We start from the raw sequence: 19,563 nt of genomic DNA, 5'->3' as shown, positions 1-19,563 counted from the left end.
CAAACCTTTGTTTGCCAAAATAATTTCTAAATTAAAATCCTTTTTCTATTTGTAAAAGGGTTTCTTTACAAATTGTTTTGTCTGACTCCGAGACTAACTTTGGTTGGATCTCGGTAAGAATCGATTTTGCAAGTTTGTAGTCTCCCGTTTCTTTTAAACTAATCCCATAATACAATTTAGCGGTTGTGATCCGTTTGGAATTTGGATAATTTTTGATGAATTCTTTCCAAGAGGAAAGCGCTACATCTTTAGGCCCATTAACGGTCCGAATCAAATTTAAATTAAAGTGAGAGTTTTCTTTCACAATCGGAATGTTTTTTGATTTTTGAATGGAAGTGAGGAATTGTTCTTCTGCTTTTTCATATTCCTTGTTTTGAAAGTACAACAGTCCTAAACGAAAGTGTAAGTGAGGGTTCTCTTTTTCTTTTCTGATTTCAGTTTTTAAAAAAGATTCTAAGTTTGGTTCTTGTAAGATCCTTTTGGAAAGGGAGACAATATCTTCCTTAGTTGCAAGTCCTACGATCTTAGTGACAAAATTACCATCCCCATCTAAGAACAAAATTGTCGGATAACCTTCGACATTGTATTTTTTGCGGAGGTTGGGGAATTCTTCCCCATCGAGTCGAACTCGAACAAACTGGTCTAAAATGCGACTCACTTCTGGGTCTGGGAAAATTTCTTTTTCCAAAACCATACAATACGTACACCAATCTGCAAATACATCTACGATGATGAATTTATTTTCCTGTTTGGCGGTTTCAAATCCCTTTTGAATGGAATTACCCCAACTTGACTCAGCAGATAAACTCGAGCTAAAAATGAAGGAAAAAACTAGAGTGGTAAATCGTAACATCCTTTCTCATTCTAGCTAATTTCATAGATTACCAACAACCAATTTTCGCTTTTTCGAAATAGAATAGGCTGTTTCCATGGTAGTTAGAAGGCAAACGAAATGGAATTTTTATTAAAATTGGAAGATTTACTCCGCAAACGAAAAGAAGAATTACCTGAAAAATCTTACACAGCTGAATTATTTCGCGACGGTGTTGATCGTATCCTTAAAAAAATAGGTGAAGAAGCGGGTGAAGTCATCATTGCCGCAAAAAATCCAAACGAAAAAGAACTCATTCATGAAATTGCAGATTTGGTTTTCCATTTAGAAGTTTTGATGGTAGAAAAAGGCATCAGCTTATCGACAATCGCAAAAGAATTAGAAAAAAGACATAGTTAAGAGTAGTAGTTTCCATTTGCGAAACGAAATGAAAGTTTTTTTCACATTATTTTTACCTCTTACATGGTTGTATCAGTTTCTCTTTTGGTTGTCTCAAGGGAGAAAAAATACTACCGTATTACCAAATGCCCTCGTGATCAGTGTGGGGAACATCACAGTTGGTGGTACTGGGAAAACTCCATTTGTTCAATATTTAGTCCAATACTTTCAAAAAACTAACAAAGAATATGCGATAACGATCCTATCACGTGGATACAAAGCAAAATTGTCAAAACGAGGTGCAATCCTTCCAAATGGAAATTCTCCAAATCTATATGGAGATGAACCAAGCGAACACAAAGAACGTTTTCCTAGTGTTCAAGTGATAATTGGGCAGAATCGAATTGTTAGTTTTTCCAATCACAATCAAATTCAGTCCAAAAAACACATTGTGATTTTGGACGATGGATTCCAACACAACCAAATTTATAGAGATTTTGATATTGTATTACTCGACAATAATGCTCCATTTGGGAATGGTTTTACGATCCCACTTGGGTATTTACGAGAACCTATTTCGCATTTAAAACGAGCAAACGTCATTGTATTCACAAAAATCACGGAATCTAATGTAAAAGAATTCGAGAAAGGCAAAGAAACACTCAAACAATTGGGAATTCAATTGCCTACTTTTGGTTCATCTTTCCAAGCGGAAGTCTATCAAATTCATTTAGATACATTTGAACAAACATTGATTCACAATAATACGCAAATGCAAGATGCATCAACTAGCGATCGTTATTTTTTGTTTACAGGTGTTGGGAATCCACATCATGTTTTGGAAACAACGATCTCTACTTTGAATACAAATCAAATCCAACATTCATTTTTCCCTGACCATTATGAATTTGAAGAAAAGGTTTTGCTCTCTTTACTGGATGGTAAAGATGAAAAAACAATTTTTGTGACAACGGAAAAAGATTGGGTAAAGGTAAGAACTCAAAACAAATTTATCGAAGCATTAAAACGGAAAAAAATACAACTATTAGTCATCAGAGTTGATGTGGTGATAAAGGAACAATCTGTTTTTGAGTCTATGTTAGCTCATCTCGTTTCCACTTACGAAGTAAAAAACGGTCTGGTTTCAAAGCCTTCCTGATCGTTTCAGAAATATTGATACTTTGAGATAGAATATCACAAACTAAGATTTCTGCTGCGAGTAGTGCATGTGTTAACCCGCGAGATCCGAGGCCATTCAGAATCCCTACCGTTTCATAATAAGGAATTTCAAAGGTTTTGGCGTTTTTTCGGAATAAATTTTGGTATTTTATGGATGTGTCTAAACGTGATAAATTTGGAAGTTTACCGACAATTGGATGTCTATCTTGGGACTGGGTTCTGAAACTGACACGAGTATCAAAGTTTTGGATATCGATTTTTTCCCAATTTTTAAGTAAGTTCGGAAGTTTTGATTGTAACCCATTCCATAAATCGAACGTTTCCTTGGGCCTTGTTTCCTCTTCCAAATGGAACTCATCAAAACTTGCACCAAGCACTCGTTTACCGCCAATCTCTGCAGTTATATAATCACCATATAAAATAGAAATTTGATTCTGAAACATGGAGGATGGAATTTCTACAATTTGCCCACGAACTTGTTTCATAGGGATCCACTCTAGTTTTGGATCAGTAAAAAATTGGTAACCTTGTGTTAAGAATAAATAATCAACATTTAGGATTTCCTTTTCTGTATGACAAATGAGGTTTCCGCTCGCATCACTCATTTCCCAAGATAGGAGTTTTGTATGATAGGATTCCAAAGGATTTGCAATTCGAATGAGTTCTTTCGTGAGTAAAACGGGAGAAACCGCCTTCCCTTTTGGAAATAGTAATGCATCTAAATTTGAATTTGGTTCTTTGGAAAGGCATGCCAACGTTTCTGGAATACAATGGGAAAGTAAAGAGTGCGAATAACGGTCGTATGCTGAATTGGAATCGAGTAAAAAATGGATTCCATCTACATGTGGTACTCGTTGCCCCAATTCCAAAGATTCCCAAAGTTCTAAAAAATACTGAAATGCAAGTAGAGAAAATTCAGACTCAGGAGTTTTGTGTTTGGTGAGGAAGGGATACACAACTCCGATTGGGTTACCACTTGCTTTTTTTGCGGCACTGGATTCTTGTTCTAATAAAATTGTTTTGATGTTTTGTTTGGAAAGTGCATAACATACACTAGCACCAGCGATACCTGCTCCTACAACTAATGCTGTTTTAGATTGAGATGGGTTCACAAGGATTAGCGTAAAATTCCTGTTAGCATTTCTCTTTTTTTCCCAAATCCTTTTTGTTTTTGGACCATAAACCCCAAACCTTCCAAATTCCTGCGGATGAACCCAGCTGCTGTGAAAGTAGCAAATCGAGTTCCCGTTTTAGAATGACTACGTAATTTTGATAACGTGTCCTCGGACCACATCTTTGGATTTTTACTTGGCGAAAAACCATCCAAATACCAAAAATCGATGGTTGGAAATTCATTTAAACATTCACTCACATCACCAAAGTACAAATGGACGTGGAACATAGCCTTCGCCTTTGGATGAAGGAAATCTGTCTTCCATTCCTTCTCACTTGGGTTCATTTCCCATTTTTGGAATTGTTCTTCATAGGACTTGAGTAATGTTTCTGTCCATAAAGGTTTGTTGGGAAAGGAAAAATTCAGTGCGAGTAAAGTTTCTTTCGGTAAAGGGAATCCTTCTAAACTGAAATACTCTAGGGAAGTTGGGTTCTCTGCACCTAACCAAAGATCTAAGGTCACAAATAAATTGAGTCCCGTACCAAACCCTAATTCTCCAATGGAGACAACCTCGGTTTCGTTTGCCGATAATCTACTTGGGATTTGGTTCCCTTCCACAAATACATAACGGGATTCTTCCCAACCACCTTCTTTGGAAAAATAAACATCATCAAACGAAAGAGATACGGGAACTCCATCCTTCATTTCAATTCCGACTTTTTCTTTGTTTGGATCCATAGGTAAGGTTCTGTTTTTAGCCAGAATGAGGGAACAAAAGGGAAAGGGAAACGGAATCTGAACCTGTATCTAGGAAATGGGTAAAAACGGATCCGAATTGGTCAATTTTATTATGTCTCATAAAAAAGACTTTCCAAATTGAGGGTACCATTCATATTTTTCCCAGGTTTGGGGGAGATTCTATGGATTTTGTGAAAATCCGAGGCAAAGACTTACAAGACTGCATCATGCAGATGAAGATGAAATATGGTCCAGAGGCCCATTTGTATGACCAACGAGTGATCACAGAAGGTGGTCTTTTTGGAACTGGCCTTATGGCTCAACGTATGTATGAAATCGATGTGGGTGTGCCTGAAAAACAAAATTCGAAAGAACGAATCGAACGAAAACTCAAAGACCTAAAAGAACTCATCAAACAAAAACAAAGAACAGAATCCCTCCCTGAATCTGGACTTGTGGGCGTGGGTGTTGGTTCTTCCTCTTCGCAAAACACAAACCTAACTTACAACTCTCGTAAAAAAAATATAGAATCCGTTCGCCCTTTTTCAGAACGCAAACGAAGACAAAGCCAAACCATTTATGAAATCGAGTCGTATGAAGAAAGACCTGTTGGTTTGTCTTTAGCAGAAGCAAAGGAATCATTCCTCGAACCAAAAACGGAAACAGTTCCCCAAACAAAGGAAAGACACCCTCATATCCAAAAACTCGTTGATCGTCTGTTACGTGAAGGTTTTTCTCAATCATACTTAGAAGAAATGGCCGTTACTCTAACATCGCGTCTTTCTGCAGTGGACTTAAGTCGTTATGCGAATGTCACAGACAAAGCAGTGACTTATTTAGAGGAAAGGATCCAAGTAGATTCTGATCTTTTTAGTGGAACCCCTCGTGGCAAACGGAAGGTTGTTTTTTTTGTAGGACCTACAGGGTCAGGGAAAACAACTTCGATTGCAAAGTTAGCTGCTAAATACAGTTTGCATATGGGGAAAAAAGTTTCTCTGTATACGACTGACAATTACCGCATCGCCGCCATTGACCAATTGAAGTTTTATGCAGATGCGATGGGCCTTCCGTTTTATGCGGCCAAAGACTTGCGCAAATGGAAGGAGGCCATCCTTCGAGATGGATCCGAACTTATCTTAGTCGATACTGCTGGATACTCCCATCGCAAATCGGAAAACCTCGAAAAACTTCAGGAATTCTACCAAGTTTTTGGGGAAAAGGATCATATTGAAACCATCTTGGTACTTTCCTCTACGGTTTCCAAAGACAATGCTCTTGCGGTAACAAACGCGTATGAGTCGGTAGGTTATAAAAGAATTTTATTAACTAAGCTCGATGAAGCAGAATTTTTAGGTTCTGTAGTAGAATTAGCCGATACTATTCACAGGGAATTCGCATTCTTAAGTGTTGGCCAGGATGTTCCATTTGATATCCTAAATGCCACCAAAAAAATCCTTGCCGAATGTGTAATTTTTCCTGAAAAATTGAAAGGGATAGCGGGCGAAGTCTTCGAGAAGACTGTGTAAGGGTGCCTCGTTATCCTGATACCTAGGGGTAACGATGGACCAAGCAGCAAATCTTAGAAAGTTAACAGAAACTGGTACTGGATTAAAACTCGTTCAACCCCAGGACGCCGCTAAAAAAACCAAAATCATTGCGGTTGCCTCTGGAAAGGGGGGAGTGGGTAAAAGTACAGTCTCTGTCAATTTAGCCATCTCCATCGCCAAAACTGGACTCAAAGTATTAATCTTTGATGGTGACTTGGGTCTTGCCAATGTAAACGTCCTACTCGGTATCATTCCAAAATACAATTTATACCATGTTGTCAAAGGCCATAAGTCCTTAAAAGACATCGTGATCTCCACTCCCGAAGGTGTGGATATCATTGCAGGGGCATCTGGGTACTCACAACTAGCCAACCTGAATGAAACCCAAAGAAACAACCTCATCAAAGGTTTTGCCGAACTCGATCGTTATGATGTGATGATCATTGATACTGGGGCTGGGATCTCGGCAAACGTCATTGGGCTTGTGATGCCAGCAGATGAAGTGGTGGTGGTGACAACCCCAGAACCAACATCGATTACTGACTCCTATGGCCTCATCAAATCCATTGTCTCCCAATCCAAAGACAAAAACCTCAAAATCATTGTGAACCGAGTGCGTTCTGCCATCGAAGGAAAAAAAGTGGCTGACCGAGTCATTGATATCTCTGGACAGTTTTTGGAAGTCCAAGTGGAAAACTTAGGTTTTATTTTCCAAGATGAAGAAGTAGAAAAATCCATTCGCGAACAAAAACCATTTATCATAGGAGCTCCTCGTTCCAAAGCAGCAGCTTGCCTCACACGTGTCACACATACCCTCTTACAAACAGAAGGTGGTTATGATGATGAAGAAGGCCTCACTGGATTTTTTAAGAAGTTCTTTAGCTTTGTTGACTTCAAAGAAAAAGAAATGGAATCGAGAATGGAGGAAGACAACTAAATGCTCGTCGGGTTTGTACTGGGATTTGCAATCCTTGGAGCCATCATCAGTTCCGTTTGTGGGTTTTTAGTTGGAAATCGAATCGGTTATATCTTCTTTGTCTCTCTTATTTCTACATTTGCGTTTGGTGGACTTGGCTTTGGCATTTTTAGTGTCTTACAAAAAAAAGTCCCTGAATTTTTAGAGTTTTTATCTACCTTTTCCATTGGTGGGTTTGGGGGCGGAGACCATGCAGATGACTTCGACCACGAACATGGGGGAATGGAACCATCTTCCGCAGCAAGCGGGTCTTCAGATGACTTTGGTGTGCAACCTGTGGGTGATGGGGCAATGGATGCCAAACTCGCTATGGCAAAATCAGGAAAGTTTGGAGACCATATCATCGTGGACAAAATTGCGATCAAAAACGAGCCAAAACTCATGGCAGAGGCAATTCGCACCATGATGGCCAAGGATGACCCGCAAGAGGGCTGAAAAATTACGGTTTTTAGAGGACATAAGAAAAAATCCTCTTGTAATTTTTGTTTCTTTACGATTTTTTCTATAAAGTAAAGAGATTCCGTACCCCGGTTCCCAATGTCAAGATTGCTAGACAAATACAATCAGTTTGATGAGACAGATCTTTGGAAACAATACCGTGTCAAAAAAGACGCGGAAATCCGAAGTTACCTTGTTGAAAAATATTCACCTCTCGTCAAACACGTGGCTGGGCGGATTGCGATCGGAATGCCACAAAATGTGGAATTCGAAGACCTCGTCAGTTATGGCGTCTTTGGTCTGTTAGATGCAATTGAGAAGTTTGACCCTTCTCGAGAAATTAAATTCAAAACCTATGCGATGACCCGTATCCGTGGTTCCATTTTTGATGAGCTCAGAAGTGTGGACTGGATCCCTCGTTCCATCCGCCAAAAAGCAAAACAACTCGAAAACATCATTGCCATGCTCGAAAACAAAGAGGGTAAAAAAGTCGATGACGAAGAGATCGCCAAAGAACTTGGTGTGTCGATGGAAGAGTACAATTCTCTCCTTGCCAAACTCTCTGGAACCTCTCTTGTTTCTTTAAATGATATTTGGTTTCTCGGAGATGAGAACGATGAAGTTTCCTTTATGGAAACTTTAGAGTCTCCGATGAATATGAACCCAGACAATATCATCGAAAAAGAAGAAATCAAAAACGTAATTGTCGAAGCCATCCAATCCCTTCCTGAAAAAGAGAAAAAAGTCATCGTACTTTACTATTATGAAGACTTAACCTTAAAAGAGATTGGAGAAGTTTTGGAAGTGACTGAGTCTAGAATTTCTCAACTTCATACCAAAGCAGTCGCAAGACTCCGTAGTAAACTTTCCAAAGTCAAATCAGCGATCCAAAAAAGGTAATAGAAGATGTCTCTCACGGAATTTCTTACAGAGGAACTGAAAGAGTTCGATCGTAAGGAAAAAGAACAAGTGGAAGTCATTGCCGATACCATCGAAGAGTGTCTGGCAATTGCTTCGAGTCACCTAGGCCGTAAAGTCCACGAAATCGATTATACAGTTTTAAAACGCGGAAAAAAATCCCTATTTTTTTCTGAACCGTACCACATCCGCGCATCGGTTATCCCTGATGATATGTTACTCGATGAACTCAGTTTATTGGATGAACACCTAACGGGCGGTAGTGGAAAATTAGTCTCCAAAGAATTAAAAGAACTCGTCACTCCAAAAAACAAAGACGGCCGAGTGGTTGTGAAAATTTACCGAACCGGCGTATTTTTAACTGTTTACCCGCCTTCCGGGGAAGGTCTCGAAATGACAATGGCAGATGTTTCTAAAAAACTGTCGTTTCGTGGTGTGGCAGGTGTTGACCAAAACCTCATCAATAAAATCCTCAAAGAAAAAAAAGGGGAACCAATCCTCATCTCCAACCAAAAACCAAAACCTGGAAATGACTCCAGTTGTAATGTGGAGATTGCCCAAGAGAATATGCGTGCCTTTGTGACAGTATTCCCGGCAAGACCTGGTGGTCGTGATTTAGAAGTTGCCGATATCGTTGCTGCCTTAAAAGGCATGGGTGTCGCTCATGGTTTAAAAGAAGACGAAATCCGAAAACATTTGGATGAAGAAGTTCATAACAAACCATTTATTGGCGCCGAAGGTGATTTCCCTGTGAACGGGAAAAATGCCGAAATCAAATACTACGTTCGCACGGAAAAGAAAATCAATTTCAAAGAAGACCAATCGGGTCGTGTGGACTACAAAGATCTGGATATGATCGAAAACGTTGTCGTTGGACAATTGTTAGCTGAAAAGCTCCCTGCTGAAAAAGGAAAGTTTGGTCGCAATTTATTTGGAATGGTATTACCGGCCAAAGATGGTTTGGACACCGAACTCAAACAAGGGAAAGGAACCATTCTTTCAGAAGACAAAATGCGTCTTACCGCCGAAGTCAATGGACAAGTGTTATACGCTGCTGGTCGCCTTTCTGTGGAAACCGTCTATCGTATCAATGGAGATGTGGGAGTTCGTACAGGAAATGTTACCTTCCTTGGTTCCATCATCATCACAGGAAACGTCGAAGACAATTATTCTGTCAAAGCCGCTGGGAATATTGAAATTTATGGAACGGTCCAAAAGGCCATTGTGGAAGCGGATGGAGACATTATTGTCCGCCAAGGGGTCACAGGGCGCGAGGAGGCACGTGTGGAGTCCACAGGAGGCAATATCGTTGCCAAGTTCATCCAGAACGCCACTTGTATCACAGAAAAAGACATCATCGTCCAAGAAGGGATTTTACATTCCCACCTTATGGCAGGGGGAAAAATTTCCTGTAAAGGGAAACGGGGGCAAATTGTGGGGGGAACAATCCAGGCTGCCCAACTCATTTCCGCGAAAATCATTGGTTCCCAAGCAAACCCACAAACCGACCTCATCGTTGGAAACAATCCTAAGATCTTAAAACAGATCAGTGAGTTTGAAGAGAAGAAAAAAGAGAACCAAGACAAACTCGACCAACTCACAAAAACCATGCGCACCCTCAAAGCACGGAAAGATGCTGACCCTGCGAGTTTTACAGCGGAACAAGATGCCCATTTACAGAAATTAGAAGCTGGGACTAAAAAACTCGAAAAACGGATCGCTGAGGCAAGTAAGGACATCCAAACCCTTACTGAGTACATGGATGAACAGGCTGCAAGCGGTCGTGTTTCTGTGGAAAAAACCATCTTCCCAGGGGTTACGATCCGTATCCGCAACGCAGAATACAAACTCCGCCACGAGACCAAGGCCAAAACCTTCTACGAAGAAGAGTCCCAAGTCCGTAGCCAGCCATACGAAGACCCAGATGAAACGAAAAATGACTGGAGAAAAAAGAGAGGGCGTGGTAAGTCTAAGAATTAGGAGGGACGCCAGATGATACTCAACGAAAATTTCGCCAGTATCGCCCACCACTACGATTTTGCACGTAGGGCTCAGGCTGAAAATCCCTTCACCCACCAAAACCAGGTGGTGGAATTGCAAAAGGTGGTGATCCAAACACAAAACCGAGCCCAAACGGTCCCTGAAACAAAATCAGGAACCCAAGGTTCGGCGGCAAAACCGAAACAAGACAAAGAAAATTCGGTATTTGCTTATTCCAAAGAAGGGATCATTTATGATCGTCCCAATTTGGAACGTGGATCTCGTTTTGATTCAAAAGCATAATTTTTTTCTACGGAATGTTGTTGGAAATGTTCTTTAGGAGAAATATATGGAGCTTTTTTCTCTCGTACTCGTAAATTTATTATTCTGTGGGATGATGTATGTCTTCATCTCAGCAAAAGTCCAAAAAGCTGTAAGTGAATACTACGATAAAAAATTAAACCGAGCCATTGATATGGCTACGGCGGAAACCATACGCGAGTTAGACGCCACGGTAAGTATCATTGAATCTAAGATGGTTGCACTTCGAACCATGATGGAGAAGGGTGAGGCTTTAGTAAAAGAATTCAAACACTACCAGAACCAAGGTCTCTCAATGAAACAAGAGTTAGTTCCAACTCCTCTTGAATCAGAAGAACCGATCCTTGATACAAAAGAACAAAGGACTGGCATCGGTAAAATTTACCAAGCAAACCAAATCCCCGTTTCCATTGATGAGGCAGAAACAACAGAAGGGGCCGTGAACCAAGCCTTTGGAAAACTAGGAAAGGCCGTAAAAGGAATGTTCGGTATGGAACCATTAACGGAACCTTCTAAAGAAGCAGTGGATAATGTGGAAGTTCTTACCTTCCAACCTAAGATGAATTATACGGTCGGTGGAAATCCTTTCACAGAAGAAAAACCTGCTGAAGCCATTCGGAATGAAATGGTGGAAGGTCAGAAAAAAAGAGAATTCTTAAATGAAGTTTCGAAAGCAAATGATCCAGCATTTGCTTCTTACCAAAGGATGAATTTAGACAAGGTGGAATTTTCCATTGAGTCTGCTTTAGAAGAGTTACCAACATCTGCAACAAAGATAGATAAAGTGGTTCATCTCATCAAAAAGGGATACAAACATGACGAAATCTCAGAAGCGATGAACATTGGTATCCATGAAATTCATTTGATAGAAACGATTCGACTTGATCGATCTAGAAGAATCTAAAAATATGTTTCCATGTCTTCGTTTCCGGTTCTCAATGTAGGATTCTCTAACGTTGTTTTTGTTTCCAAAATTCTGACCATATTGTTGGCAGATTCAGCAGGGGCAAAACGACTCCGAACGGAAGCAAAATCGGAGAACCGTCTCATTGATGCTACCTGTGGACGTAAAACTAGGTCTGTGTTAGTCCTTGACTCAGGCCATATTCTGTTATCTGCAATTCGCCCTGAAAGTTTGTCCAAACGTTTGGAAACAGGTGACAACCACATTGGAGAAGGGGAAGAGGAGTCAGAAGATTGAAAGCAATTCCGAATCTTTATATCATCTCTTCCGTTGCTGGTGGAGGGAAATCGACCATCATCCAAGCCCTTCTCAAAGAGAACCCAGAGTTCTATTTTTCCATCTCCTGTACAACAAGGGACCCGCGGCCTGGAGATGAAGAAGGAAAAACGTATTACTTCCTAACCACGCTTGAGTTCCAAAAAAGAATCGCTGCTGGTGAATTTTACGAATGGGCGGAAGTTCATGGCAATTTTTATGGAACTCCTAAAGCTCCGATCTTAGAGGCTATCAAGGAACACCGTGTGGCACTTCTCGATTTGGATGTGCAAGGTGCCAAATCTGCTAAGGAACTAAGACCTGAATCTGTTACTATTTTTATCGAACCTCCAAGCCGTGAGATTTGGATTGAACGCCTCATCAGACGAGGGACAGATTCAAAAACAAGTATCGAAAAGCGAATTGAGAATGGAATTAAAGAATTGGAAGAAGCACCAAACTTCGATTATGTTGTCATCAATGACAAATTGGAAGATGCTATCACAGAAGTGAAAGCAATCCTTTGTGGAACAAAAACGAAAACTCAGTAAAAAAGACGCCAGCTAACAAGTACACTTAATTCTGATTTAAGGTTCGTCGTTTTCCTCATCGATACTTTTGCCGTAGTTTGGAACATTTTTGGCACCTGCATCGAGCCATTTATTCGAGATCACAGACCTTCTTTCTGCAGGGAATAAAGTGAGAAGATAGGTTGTGATGGTTTGCCTTCCATCTTCTTCTGCATCTTTGTCCATTTGTTCGAATACTTCAATGATATCGTAGTCTGGCCAATTGAGGAGCATATCTCTTGCTGATTCGGGAGGCATGTTCGCCACTTTGTTTGCGAGGACTTTTACTTTTTCGGCACGTGCATTGTCCTTTCTCGCTTTTTCCGCCATTTCTTTTTCTTTCCGTTGGATCCCTTCTTTGAGTTCTTCCAATCGTTCTTTGTCAGCACTGAGTGATGAAGATTTTTCCTCTAACTCACGTTCCATTTGTTCAAGTTCTTCACGGTCAGCAATGAGTCTTTCTTTTGCTTTTTCCATCTCCAACTTCTCAAGTTCCGTGGGAGAGAGTAGGTCTTGGTTCACAAGGCCCGCTTGTTTTTTTAAAAAAGGAAGATAGTCTTCAGCATTAATGACTTGGAAGTAGTCAAAAACAAAAAAACCAATCGCTATAAGAAAGAAAATCAATACAATTAAAAAGAAGGATCTTGTGCTGTCAGTTACACTTGCCATTATGATTTGCCTTGTCCTAGGTAATATTTTTCATAAAAATCGCGGAGAGTTTTAAAGTCAGATGCGAGTTCGTCTCCGCCATCTTCCCTGTTTAATATTTTGAAAGTTCTTGGAATTTTTTTGGAAACTTTAGGACCATAACTTTCAAGTGAATCAAATAATGACTGTTTGTTTAGATGGAAATTGAATTCTTCCACTTCTCTACGTTCCATTCGATTTCGCTTTTTTTTCCATTCAAGGAATCGTTTGTCCTTTAAGACCTCGATCACTTTTTTATTCATCCTGGCAACCATCACATCTTTACGAACCAAATTGACTTCTTCGGTTTGGTTTGAAATTCTATGATCCAATTCTTCGTTCCGACGAATGAGACCTTTGATGTATTGTTCAATGGATAAATAGTCAGATAAACTTGTCCCTACTTTTGCAGAAGATAAGATTGCTTCGTAGGAAGATTCGATTTCTTTTTGATTGTTTTCCTTTTCGGAAATAAGGGAATTGAGTTTGGATACAACGAGTGACAAACGGCGGATTTCTTCCTCTTCTTTTAAGCCCCGAAGTTTTAAAACCGTCTCCAAACTGAAGCGAAATCGTTTCACAGCTGTCTATTTCTTCGGTTCTAAATAATTTTTGTACTCTTTTTTACTCGTATTTTTAAAAAAATACGTAAAACTTGGAATATTGTCCCATAAATACTTACATCTCCTTTTGTTTGTTTGGAGCCAGTTTTTAGGTTCCTTTTCTCCTGCATTTGCCACCTCACTTGGTGAATCAGTGGAGTCCAGTGGTGGTACCCCGATCCATTTAGAAGGGGATTGGGAGTTTTACCCCCGAGTGTTTTTGTCGGAAGTGGAAACACGGGATCTTCCTTTCCAAATGTTAACAGTTCCAGGGATTTGGAACTCCGTCCTCGGCTCAGGAGAAGGGTATGGGACCTACCGCCTCGTTTTGCAAAAGCCAAGTTATTTGGCAAATGAGGAAGTGTTTGGAATCAAAATTTTGGATGTGGCAACTGCCTCTCGTGTGATTTGGAACGGCAAACAACTTGGTTCTTCCGGTGTTGTCGGAAAAACACGAGACAAGTCTGACCCTTCTTACCAATTCCAATTGTATCCTTTACCATGGAAGGATGGCCCAAACGAGTTACTCATTGAAATTTCTAATTTCCATCATGCTAAGGGTGGGTTATGGGAACCACCTTACATCGGTGAGTGGAACCAGTTGTACAGGGAAAGTGAAACTGACCTTGCCTCTTCACTGTTTTTGGCTGGATCTGTATTTATCATTGCATTGTATCATTTTGGATTGTTTTACTTTCGACGCACGGACAAAGGGAATTTATTATTTGGGTTTGCCGCATTACTATTAGCACTTCGGACTTTATTCACAGGTGAACGATTTGTCTTCAATGAACTATCACCTATTTTAAGTTGGAATGTATGTTTACGAATTGAATACTTTACGTTTTATATCTCACCTTATTTGTTCTTTGCATTTTTTCGTGAGTTTTATCCTGATTATTATCCGAAATGGATGCACAGGTTACTTCTTTTCCCAACACTTTTGTTTATTTCATTTTTGTTTGTTTTGCCAACACAAGTTTATACAGAACTAAACAGTTATTACCAGATTGTATTTTTATTTGGGATCCTCATGATTCTACAAGGTGTGTTCCGGGCAGCCATCCACAAAAAAGAAAGTGGATTTTTGTTTTTTGTAGGAATCTGTACAGTTGCGATTGCAGCTCTTGTCGATTTGTTAAACGCAAACCAAATTTTTTATTCGGTGGAAGCAATTCCCATTGGGATTTTCGTTTTTATCCTAGTTCAATCTCTTACACTATCTAGAAGATTTAGCCGTGCATTTTCAGAAGTGGAAACTTTATCGAAACGATTATTGGCTTTGGATAAATTGAAAGATGAGTTTTTGGCAAATACATCCCATGAACTAAAAACACCATTAAATGGGATTATTGGTATCGCCGAATCTATGTTTGATGGAATCGGTGGGAAACTCAACCAAGAACAGAGACAAAATTTGGGAATGATCGTCAGTTCTGGGAAAAGACTCTCTTCCCTCGTTGATGACATTTTAGATTTTTCCAAAATGAAAAATCGCGATTTGGATTTGGATCTGAAGGCAATTGACCTACACCAAATTTGTGATTTTGTCCTTGTGATTTCAAGACCTTTATATGTAACAAAAAATCTTACCGTTAGGAATAATGTTCCTATTGATTTTCCACCGATTCTTGGTGATGAAGCACGACTCCAACAGATTTTGTTCAATATCATTGGAAATGCTATCAAGTTCACAGAAAAGGGTAGGATTGAAGTATCTTGTGAAATCGTAGATAAAATGGCAGTGATTTCCATCCGAGATACTGGGATCGGAATTCCTAAAGACAAGTTTTCTGATATCTTTCGTTCCTTTGAACAAGTGGATTCTTCCACAACACGTAAGTTTGGTGGGACGGGGCTTGGACTCGCCATTTCAAAACGTTTGGTCGAACTCCATGGAGGAAATATTTGGGTAGAATCCATTCCTTCAGAAGGATCTGTGTTTTCTTTTTCATTGCCGTTAGCACGAGAAGGGGAAATCCCGATCGAAAAACCACCTATGAAAAAAACAGAGATGTGGTTTGGTGGAGACAATTTTGATTTTGAACCAATTGAAGATACAGAAGAAGAATTTGAGGGTGAAAAATTAAAAGTCATCGTTGTGGATGATGAACCTATCAACCGTCAGGTGCTAAAGAATCATTTAACTCTCATTGGCTGTGATGTAAGTGAAGCTGCGAATGGTGTGGATGCGATTCGTCTTGTGAGAGACGAAGGCCCATTTGAACTTATGGTGCTTGATATTATGATGCCTGGGATGAGTGGGTATGATGTTTGTGCTGTTTTACGAGAATCATATTCTTTATACCAATTACCCATCTTGTTTTTAACTGCCAAAAATCAAATTGCAGACATTATCGCTGCTTTGGAAGCAGGCGGGAATGATTATCTGGCAAAACCATTTGACAAACGTGAATTGATCTCTCGTGCTAAAAATCTAATTACTTTAAAAAAAGCAGTAGAAGAACAAAACAAATTCATCGCCATCCAAAACGAATTGGGTTTGGCGCGAAAACTTCAGTATTCCATTCTACCGGAAGAAGCACCAAATGTAGTTGGAATTAAAACTGAGTTTTATTATGAACCAATGGACAGTATCGGTGGAGATTTTTTTGATTTCCATGCGATCTCTGAAACTGAATTGGGAGTTCTCATTGCAGACGTATCCGGGCATGGAATCCCCGCTGCCCTTGTGTCAGCGATGTTAAAAATTGCATTTTCCACACAAGTGAGACTTGCCAAAGAACCTTCACAACTATTGAACCAAATCAATACAACGCTCTTAGGAAAGATGAAGGGTGCATTTGTGACTGCATCGTATGTCTATATCAATTTGGAAACCAAACAAATGATCCATGCTCGTTGTGGACACCCTCCTCTTATCCTCAACCGTAAAGGAGAAAACAAAGCCAAACTCAGTATGCCACAGGGAAAACTCATTGGTTGGATCCCAGAACTTGATATTCAGGAAGACCACATCCAAATCCAATCAGGTGATCGAATTGTATTGTATACAGATGGTATTACGGAAGCTACCAACGCACAAAAAGAAATGATTGGCCAAGAAAATTGGGAAACGATGTCACACCGTTATAGTGGTTATCCCGTCACAGAATCAAAACGTTTGTTACTCGAAAAAATCAAAGAGTTTACTGGGAACAGAACTCCAGATGATGACGTAACCCTTGTGATCTTAGAAATTGAATGAGTTAAGACTATTTAATTGGATTAAAACTCATCGTCATTGCGAGATGATGATTGTAAAATAAGTTCCAGTTTTTTGATCGCTTCGTTGTAAGAAGATTTTTCTTCAATTCGTTGTCTTAAATAGTCATCAATTTGCGATTTTTTATCAATTGCCATGTCTATTTTTTCATCAGCACCACGCACATAGGCATTGAGTAAGATGATATCTTCAGAATTTTTGTATTTGGAGATCAATTCCCGAACAATGGAGGCACGCATATAGTGATCTTCATTCACAATTTTTTGCATCAATCGAGAAAGAGAAGAAGGTACATCAATCGCAGGGTAATGGCTTTGTTCGGCAAGTTTTCTTGTTAATACAATATGCCCATCAATAAATCCTCGAACCTTGTCCGCCACAATATCATCCATATCATCTTCGGCATCAGTTAATACAGTATAAAAACCAGTAATAGAACCGCCGTTATGTGAGGTTCCGGCACGTTCGACTAGTTTTGCCATTTTAGTAAATACAGTGGATGCATATCCTTTTGTGACAACTGGTTCGCCAATGGATAATTCTCTTAGGGCTTCTGCATACCTGGTAAGGGAATCCATATACAAATTGACTGACATTCCCTTTTCACGAAAGTATTCTGCCGCTGAACAAGCTAGGTTTGCACAACTCACTTGTTCCATCTTGGAAGAATCAGAAGTCGCAACAAAAACAACCGATCTTGCCAGTGCTTCTTTCCCAAGTTCTACATGTAAAAATTCATTTACCTCGCGTCCCCTTTCTCCAATGAGTGCTACCACGTTTACATCTGCATTCGTATAACGGGCGATCATCCCAAGTAAACTGGATTTACCAACTCCAGAACCTGAAAAAATTCCAATCCGTTGTCCACGCCCAACAGTTAACATTCCATCAATGGCACGAACCCCTGTTTCTAAAATTTCAGAGATAGGAGGGCGATCAAGTGGGTTTAAGAACCTTGGTTCAGATGCTCTTTCTTCTTTTGTGATGAGGATCCCTTTGTTATCAATTGGTTTCCCAAGACCATTTAAAACTCGTCCTAAAAGTTCTGGACCTGCATTTAAAGTGATTTGTCTACCAGAGGAAAATACAAAGGCATGAGGGAATATTTCTTGAGTATCACCTAATGGCATTAAGGTGTATAGATGGTCTTTAAATCCAACAAGGACACAGGCTAGGTATCCTTTGTCTGACCCACGTTCGACTTCTAAAATTTCACCAACCTTAGAATCGGGAGGTCCTTGGGAATAGATGACGTTCCCCACAACAGATACAACGACCCCACTTTTGCGAATGGGTTCGATTTTTTCGACGACATTCAGGTATTTCGAAATGGCATCGATTTGTTCTGTGAATTTTTTCTCGATCATGGGGTCTTTTCACTCATCCAATCATGAGACATAATTAAATCAAGCGAATTGATGCCAGAAACTCAAAGTAGGAATCTCTGGCCTATTTCGTTCTAACGACAGAGTTTGATTTGGTCCATGTTGGAGATCAGTTTGGGGGAGGGCAGTTTTTTCCCAAGTTTGACGTTTCCACCTTCCGCAAGGTCTGCTGATTCATATGCCCACTTGCCAAAATTGGTAGGGACCGTAAAACAATCTGGGAAGGTTTTTGTTTCGGTCAGGTCTTTGCCTGTCCAAACAAGGATACGATCGGGTGTCCGAACGTACAATTTGCTGCCATCTTCTGCCCAGCGAATCCCATAGAGAGGTAATGCGGTCCAGAAACTGAGAGGGTAGGACTGCACTGATTTGTCAGCAGTTTGCAGGATGGACAATTCGAATTCTGTGAATTCATCTTCTTTGGTTGGACTTGCTGTGATGAGTGCCACTAAATTTCCGTTGGGGGAAGGAGCCATTTGGAAAATAATTTTCCTTTCTGGAGTTGCGGGATACGAAAATGCACCACCTACTTCTGGGTAAATGGAAAGGGTTTGGTTAAGGGTTCCATATTCGTCATTTTTACCATATAACACAAATAATGTGTTCGATTTTGTATGGTAAAAAATTCCATCCCCTAACGCCCACGATGGTAAATCCCATTCCCTTAATACTTTTCCTCCCGTAACACCGTTCGTTACCAACTTGATATGACTTTTGTAATCACGTTTGTCTGTGGTTCCATTGAGAGGGTTCCAAGAATCTTTCTCTTGGTAAGCGACTGTTAAAACCAGGTTCACATTCGGATCATTACTAGGTGAGATTTCTTCTGGCAATTGTGCATCACGCCAAATGAGTTGGGAACAACCAAAAACAGAAAGCAGGAGAAAAGGAAGGAGAGTTTTCATAGGAAATGAGGTTACGGTAAGATTTGTCTCTGTAAACAAAAAAGGGGACCTATTGTCCCCTTTCAGTTCGAAAAGTGAATGGAAAGGAAATTATTTTCCTTTTTTCGCTTTTGCTTTTTCTTTATTCTTTTGGTCGATTTCTGCTCTATGAGTGTCACAAAGTCTGTAAAGAATTCCTGTTACCGGATTTTTACGAGTTACTTTGGTACCACAAACGATGCATAGACCTTGTGCTCTTCTTCTTTTGTAAAGTTGTTGAACTCTCTCCGCTCCAGATGCTTTGTACTTGGAGATTTGAATTCTGAATCCTTTGAAAAGGTAATTCCCAATCGACTTCTCTGGGTCTTTTTTAAGATCATCCGCGATTTTGTCGATTTGTCCTGGGCCTACTTTTTGTGGTTCCATAGCTTTCTTTTTCCTTTAAATTTAATTTATATTTTTTTTGACGAAGGGAAATCCCTTGCCCTAACAAGAGTATCTCTCTTCTTTCATAAAAATTCAAGATATTTTTTTTACCGAATAACAATTTTTTGATGTTTTGCGAAGTTT

20 protein-coding genes are annotated in these 19,563 nt (G+C 39.8%); 12 read left to right on the top strand and 8 right to left on the bottom strand.

What is annotated here, in order from left to right; all coding sequences use genetic code 11:
• Positions 1-31: 31 nt before the first annotated feature.
• Positions 32-853 carry a thioredoxin fold domain-containing protein gene (locus CH354_RS00655; RefSeq protein ID WP_100726335.1) on the bottom strand — a complete coding sequence of 274 codons (822 nt, stop codon included), beginning with the start codon at positions 851-853 and terminating at the stop codon, positions 32-34.
• Between the two features lie 99 nt (positions 854-952).
• On the opposite strand from CH354_RS00655, the gene hisE reads away from it, so the two are divergent.
• Both hisE and lpxK read left to right on the top strand, forming a co-directional pair.
• Positions 953-1,231 (top strand): phosphoribosyl-ATP diphosphatase, encoded by a 279-nt coding sequence (gene hisE, locus CH354_RS00650; RefSeq protein WP_015678552.1) that lies wholly within the window; start codon positions 953-955, stop codon positions 1,229-1,231.
• 28 nt (positions 1,232-1,259) lie between these two features.
• On the top strand, positions 1,260-2,369 hold the full coding sequence (gene lpxK / locus CH354_RS00645; protein WP_100726336.1) for a tetraacyldisaccharide 4'-kinase: 1,110 nt from the start codon (positions 1,260-1,262) through the stop codon (positions 2,367-2,369).
• On the opposite strand, the gene mnmC1 is transcribed toward lpxK, so the two are convergent.
• Positions 2,305-3,501 (bottom strand): FAD-dependent 5-carboxymethylaminomethyl-2-thiouridine(34) oxidoreductase MnmC1, encoded by a 1,197-nt coding sequence (gene mnmC1 / locus CH354_RS00640; RefSeq protein ID WP_100726337.1) that lies wholly within the window; start codon positions 3,499-3,501, stop codon positions 2,305-2,307. The two genes, lpxK and mnmC1, sit on opposite strands and share 65 nt — an antisense overlap.
• A gap of 5 nt (positions 3,502-3,506) precedes the next feature.
• Positions 3,507-4,241 (bottom strand): tRNA (5-methylaminomethyl-2-thiouridine)(34)-methyltransferase MnmC2, encoded by a 735-nt coding sequence (gene mnmC2, locus CH354_RS00635; RefSeq protein ID WP_100726338.1) that lies wholly within the window; start codon positions 4,239-4,241, stop codon positions 3,507-3,509.
• 182 nt (positions 4,242-4,423) lie between these two features.
• Between mnmC2 and flhF the strand changes: the two genes are divergently transcribed.
• The 9 genes from flhF to CH354_RS00590 all read left to right on the top strand — a co-directional run bounded on the left by flhF (position 4,424) and on the right by CH354_RS00590 (position 12,191).
• A complete protein-coding gene (flhF, locus tag CH354_RS00630; protein WP_100726339.1) occupies positions 4,424-5,767 on the top strand; it encodes a flagellar biosynthesis GTPase FlhF in 1,344 nt (447 codons plus the stop codon).
• 34 nt (positions 5,768-5,801) lie between these two features.
• Positions 5,802-6,725, top strand: coding sequence for a MinD/ParA family protein (locus tag CH354_RS00625; RefSeq protein WP_015678483.1), 924 nt, complete (start codon positions 5,802-5,804; stop codon positions 6,723-6,725).
• Positions 6,726-7,199: a hypothetical protein gene (locus CH354_RS00620; RefSeq protein WP_100726340.1), complete on the top strand. Its 474-nt coding sequence runs from the start codon at positions 6,726-6,728 to the stop codon at positions 7,197-7,199.
• 102 nt (positions 7,200-7,301) lie between these two features.
• A complete protein-coding gene (whiG, locus tag CH354_RS00615; RefSeq protein WP_012387953.1) occupies positions 7,302-8,102 on the top strand; it encodes an RNA polymerase sigma factor WhiG in 801 nt (266 codons plus the stop codon).
• Positions 8,103-8,108: 6 nt separating this feature from the next.
• Positions 8,109-10,100, top strand: coding sequence for a FapA family protein (locus tag CH354_RS00610; protein ID WP_100728434.1), 1,992 nt, complete (start codon positions 8,109-8,111; stop codon positions 10,098-10,100).
• A 12-nt stretch (positions 10,101-10,112) separates the two neighbouring features.
• Positions 10,113-10,403, top strand: coding sequence for a hypothetical protein (locus CH354_RS00605; protein WP_100716394.1), 291 nt, complete (start codon positions 10,113-10,115; stop codon positions 10,401-10,403).
• 46 nt (positions 10,404-10,449) lie between these two features.
• Positions 10,450-11,325, top strand: a complete 876-nt coding sequence (locus tag CH354_RS00600; RefSeq protein ID WP_100726342.1) for a hypothetical protein — start codon at positions 10,450-10,452, stop codon at positions 11,323-11,325.
• 12 nt (positions 11,326-11,337) lie between these two features.
• Positions 11,338-11,622, top strand: a complete 285-nt coding sequence (locus tag CH354_RS00595; protein WP_100716396.1) for a DUF370 domain-containing protein — start codon at positions 11,338-11,340, stop codon at positions 11,620-11,622.
• Positions 11,619-12,191, top strand: coding sequence for a guanylate kinase (locus tag CH354_RS00590; RefSeq protein WP_100726343.1), 573 nt, complete (start codon positions 11,619-11,621; stop codon positions 12,189-12,191). Before CH354_RS00595 ends, CH354_RS00590 begins: the two co-directional genes overlap by 4 nt.
• 36 nt (positions 12,192-12,227) lie before the next feature.
• Here the strand turns inward: CH354_RS00590 and CH354_RS00585 are convergent, their stop codons facing one another.
• Together CH354_RS00585 and fliJ are read right to left on the bottom strand one after the other, a co-directional pair.
• On the bottom strand, positions 12,228-12,878 hold the full coding sequence (locus CH354_RS00585) for a periplasmic-type flagellar collar protein FlbB (protein ID WP_100726344.1): 651 nt from the start codon (positions 12,876-12,878) through the stop codon (positions 12,228-12,230).
• Positions 12,878-13,477 carry a flagellar export protein FliJ gene (fliJ, locus tag CH354_RS00580; RefSeq protein WP_100716399.1) on the bottom strand — a complete coding sequence of 200 codons (600 nt, stop codon included), beginning with the start codon at positions 13,475-13,477 and terminating at the stop codon, positions 12,878-12,880. Before fliJ ends, CH354_RS00585 begins: the two co-directional genes overlap by 1 nt.
• Positions 13,478-13,559: 82 nt before the next feature.
• On the opposite strand from fliJ, the gene CH354_RS00575 reads away from it, so the two are divergent.
• A complete protein-coding gene (locus CH354_RS00575) occupies positions 13,560-16,706 on the top strand; it encodes a SpoIIE family protein phosphatase (RefSeq protein WP_243395903.1) in 3,147 nt (1,048 codons plus the stop codon).
• A gap of 20 nt (positions 16,707-16,726) precedes the next feature.
• On the opposite strand, the gene CH354_RS00570 is transcribed toward CH354_RS00575, so the two are convergent.
• The 3 genes from CH354_RS00570 to CH354_RS00560 form a co-directional block, all read right to left on the bottom strand.
• A complete protein-coding gene (locus CH354_RS00570) occupies positions 16,727-18,091 on the bottom strand; it encodes a FliI/YscN family ATPase (protein WP_100726346.1) in 1,365 nt (454 codons plus the stop codon).
• Between the two features lie 92 nt (positions 18,092-18,183).
• Entirely contained in the window at positions 18,184-19,014 is an 831-nt protein-coding gene (locus CH354_RS00565) for a hypothetical protein (protein WP_100726347.1), read from the bottom strand.
• Positions 19,015-19,104: 90 nt separating this feature from the next.
• On the bottom strand, positions 19,105-19,419 hold the full coding sequence (locus tag CH354_RS00560) for an LIC10235 family protein (RefSeq protein ID WP_015678495.1): 315 nt from the start codon (positions 19,417-19,419) through the stop codon (positions 19,105-19,107).
• Between the last annotated feature and the right edge of the window lie 144 nt (positions 19,420-19,563).

The sequence above is a fragment of the Leptospira levettii genome (genome assembly GCF_002812085.1).
In the GTDB taxonomy this organism is placed as follows: domain Bacteria; phylum Spirochaetota; class Leptospiria; order Leptospirales; family Leptospiraceae; genus Leptospira_A; species Leptospira_A levettii.
This window is presented reverse-complemented; position numbering and strand designations above follow the sequence as displayed.

What these genes read in the sequence shown, in the direction of transcription:
- CH354_RS00570 (WP_100726346.1), bottom strand. Translation starts at nt 18,091, where the DNA reads ATGATCGAGAAAAAATTCACAGAACAAATCGATGCCATTTCGAAATAC.
- CH354_RS00585 (WP_100726344.1), bottom strand. Translation starts at nt 12,878, where the DNA reads ATGGCAAGTGTAACTGACAGCACAAGATCCTTCTTTTTAATTGTATTG.
- CH354_RS00560 (WP_015678495.1), bottom strand. Translation starts at nt 19,419, where the DNA reads ATGGAACCACAAAAAGTAGGCCCAGGACAAATCGACAAAATCGCGGAT.
- CH354_RS00625 (WP_015678483.1), top strand. Translation starts at nt 5,802, where the DNA reads ATGGACCAAGCAGCAAATCTTAGAAAGTTAACAGAAACTGGTACTGGA.
- CH354_RS00595 (WP_100716396.1), top strand. Translation starts at nt 11,338, where the DNA reads ATGTCTTCGTTTCCGGTTCTCAATGTAGGATTCTCTAACGTTGTTTTT.
- CH354_RS00605 (WP_100716394.1), top strand. Translation starts at nt 10,113, where the DNA reads ATGATACTCAACGAAAATTTCGCCAGTATCGCCCACCACTACGATTTT.
- CH354_RS00610 (WP_100728434.1), top strand. Translation starts at nt 8,109, where the DNA reads ATGTCTCTCACGGAATTTCTTACAGAGGAACTGAAAGAGTTCGATCGT.
- CH354_RS00600 (WP_100726342.1), top strand. Translation starts at nt 10,450, where the DNA reads ATGGAGCTTTTTTCTCTCGTACTCGTAAATTTATTATTCTGTGGGATG.
- CH354_RS00565 (WP_100726347.1), bottom strand. Translation starts at nt 19,014, where the DNA reads ATGAAAACTCTCCTTCCTTTTCTCCTGCTTTCTGTTTTTGGTTGTTCC.
- hisE (WP_015678552.1), top strand. Translation starts at nt 953, where the DNA reads ATGGAATTTTTATTAAAATTGGAAGATTTACTCCGCAAACGAAAAGAA.
- whiG (WP_012387953.1), top strand. Translation starts at nt 7,302, where the DNA reads ATGTCAAGATTGCTAGACAAATACAATCAGTTTGATGAGACAGATCTT.
- lpxK (WP_100726336.1), top strand. Translation starts at nt 1,260, where the DNA reads ATGAAAGTTTTTTTCACATTATTTTTACCTCTTACATGGTTGTATCAG.
- CH354_RS00620 (WP_100726340.1), top strand. Translation starts at nt 6,726, where the DNA reads ATGCTCGTCGGGTTTGTACTGGGATTTGCAATCCTTGGAGCCATCATC.
- flhF (WP_100726339.1), top strand. Translation starts at nt 4,424, where the DNA reads ATGGATTTTGTGAAAATCCGAGGCAAAGACTTACAAGACTGCATCATG.
- mnmC2 (WP_100726338.1), bottom strand. Translation starts at nt 4,241, where the DNA reads ATGGATCCAAACAAAGAAAAAGTCGGAATTGAAATGAAGGATGGAGTT.
- CH354_RS00655 (WP_100726335.1), bottom strand. Translation starts at nt 853, where the DNA reads ATGTTACGATTTACCACTCTAGTTTTTTCCTTCATTTTTAGCTCGAGT.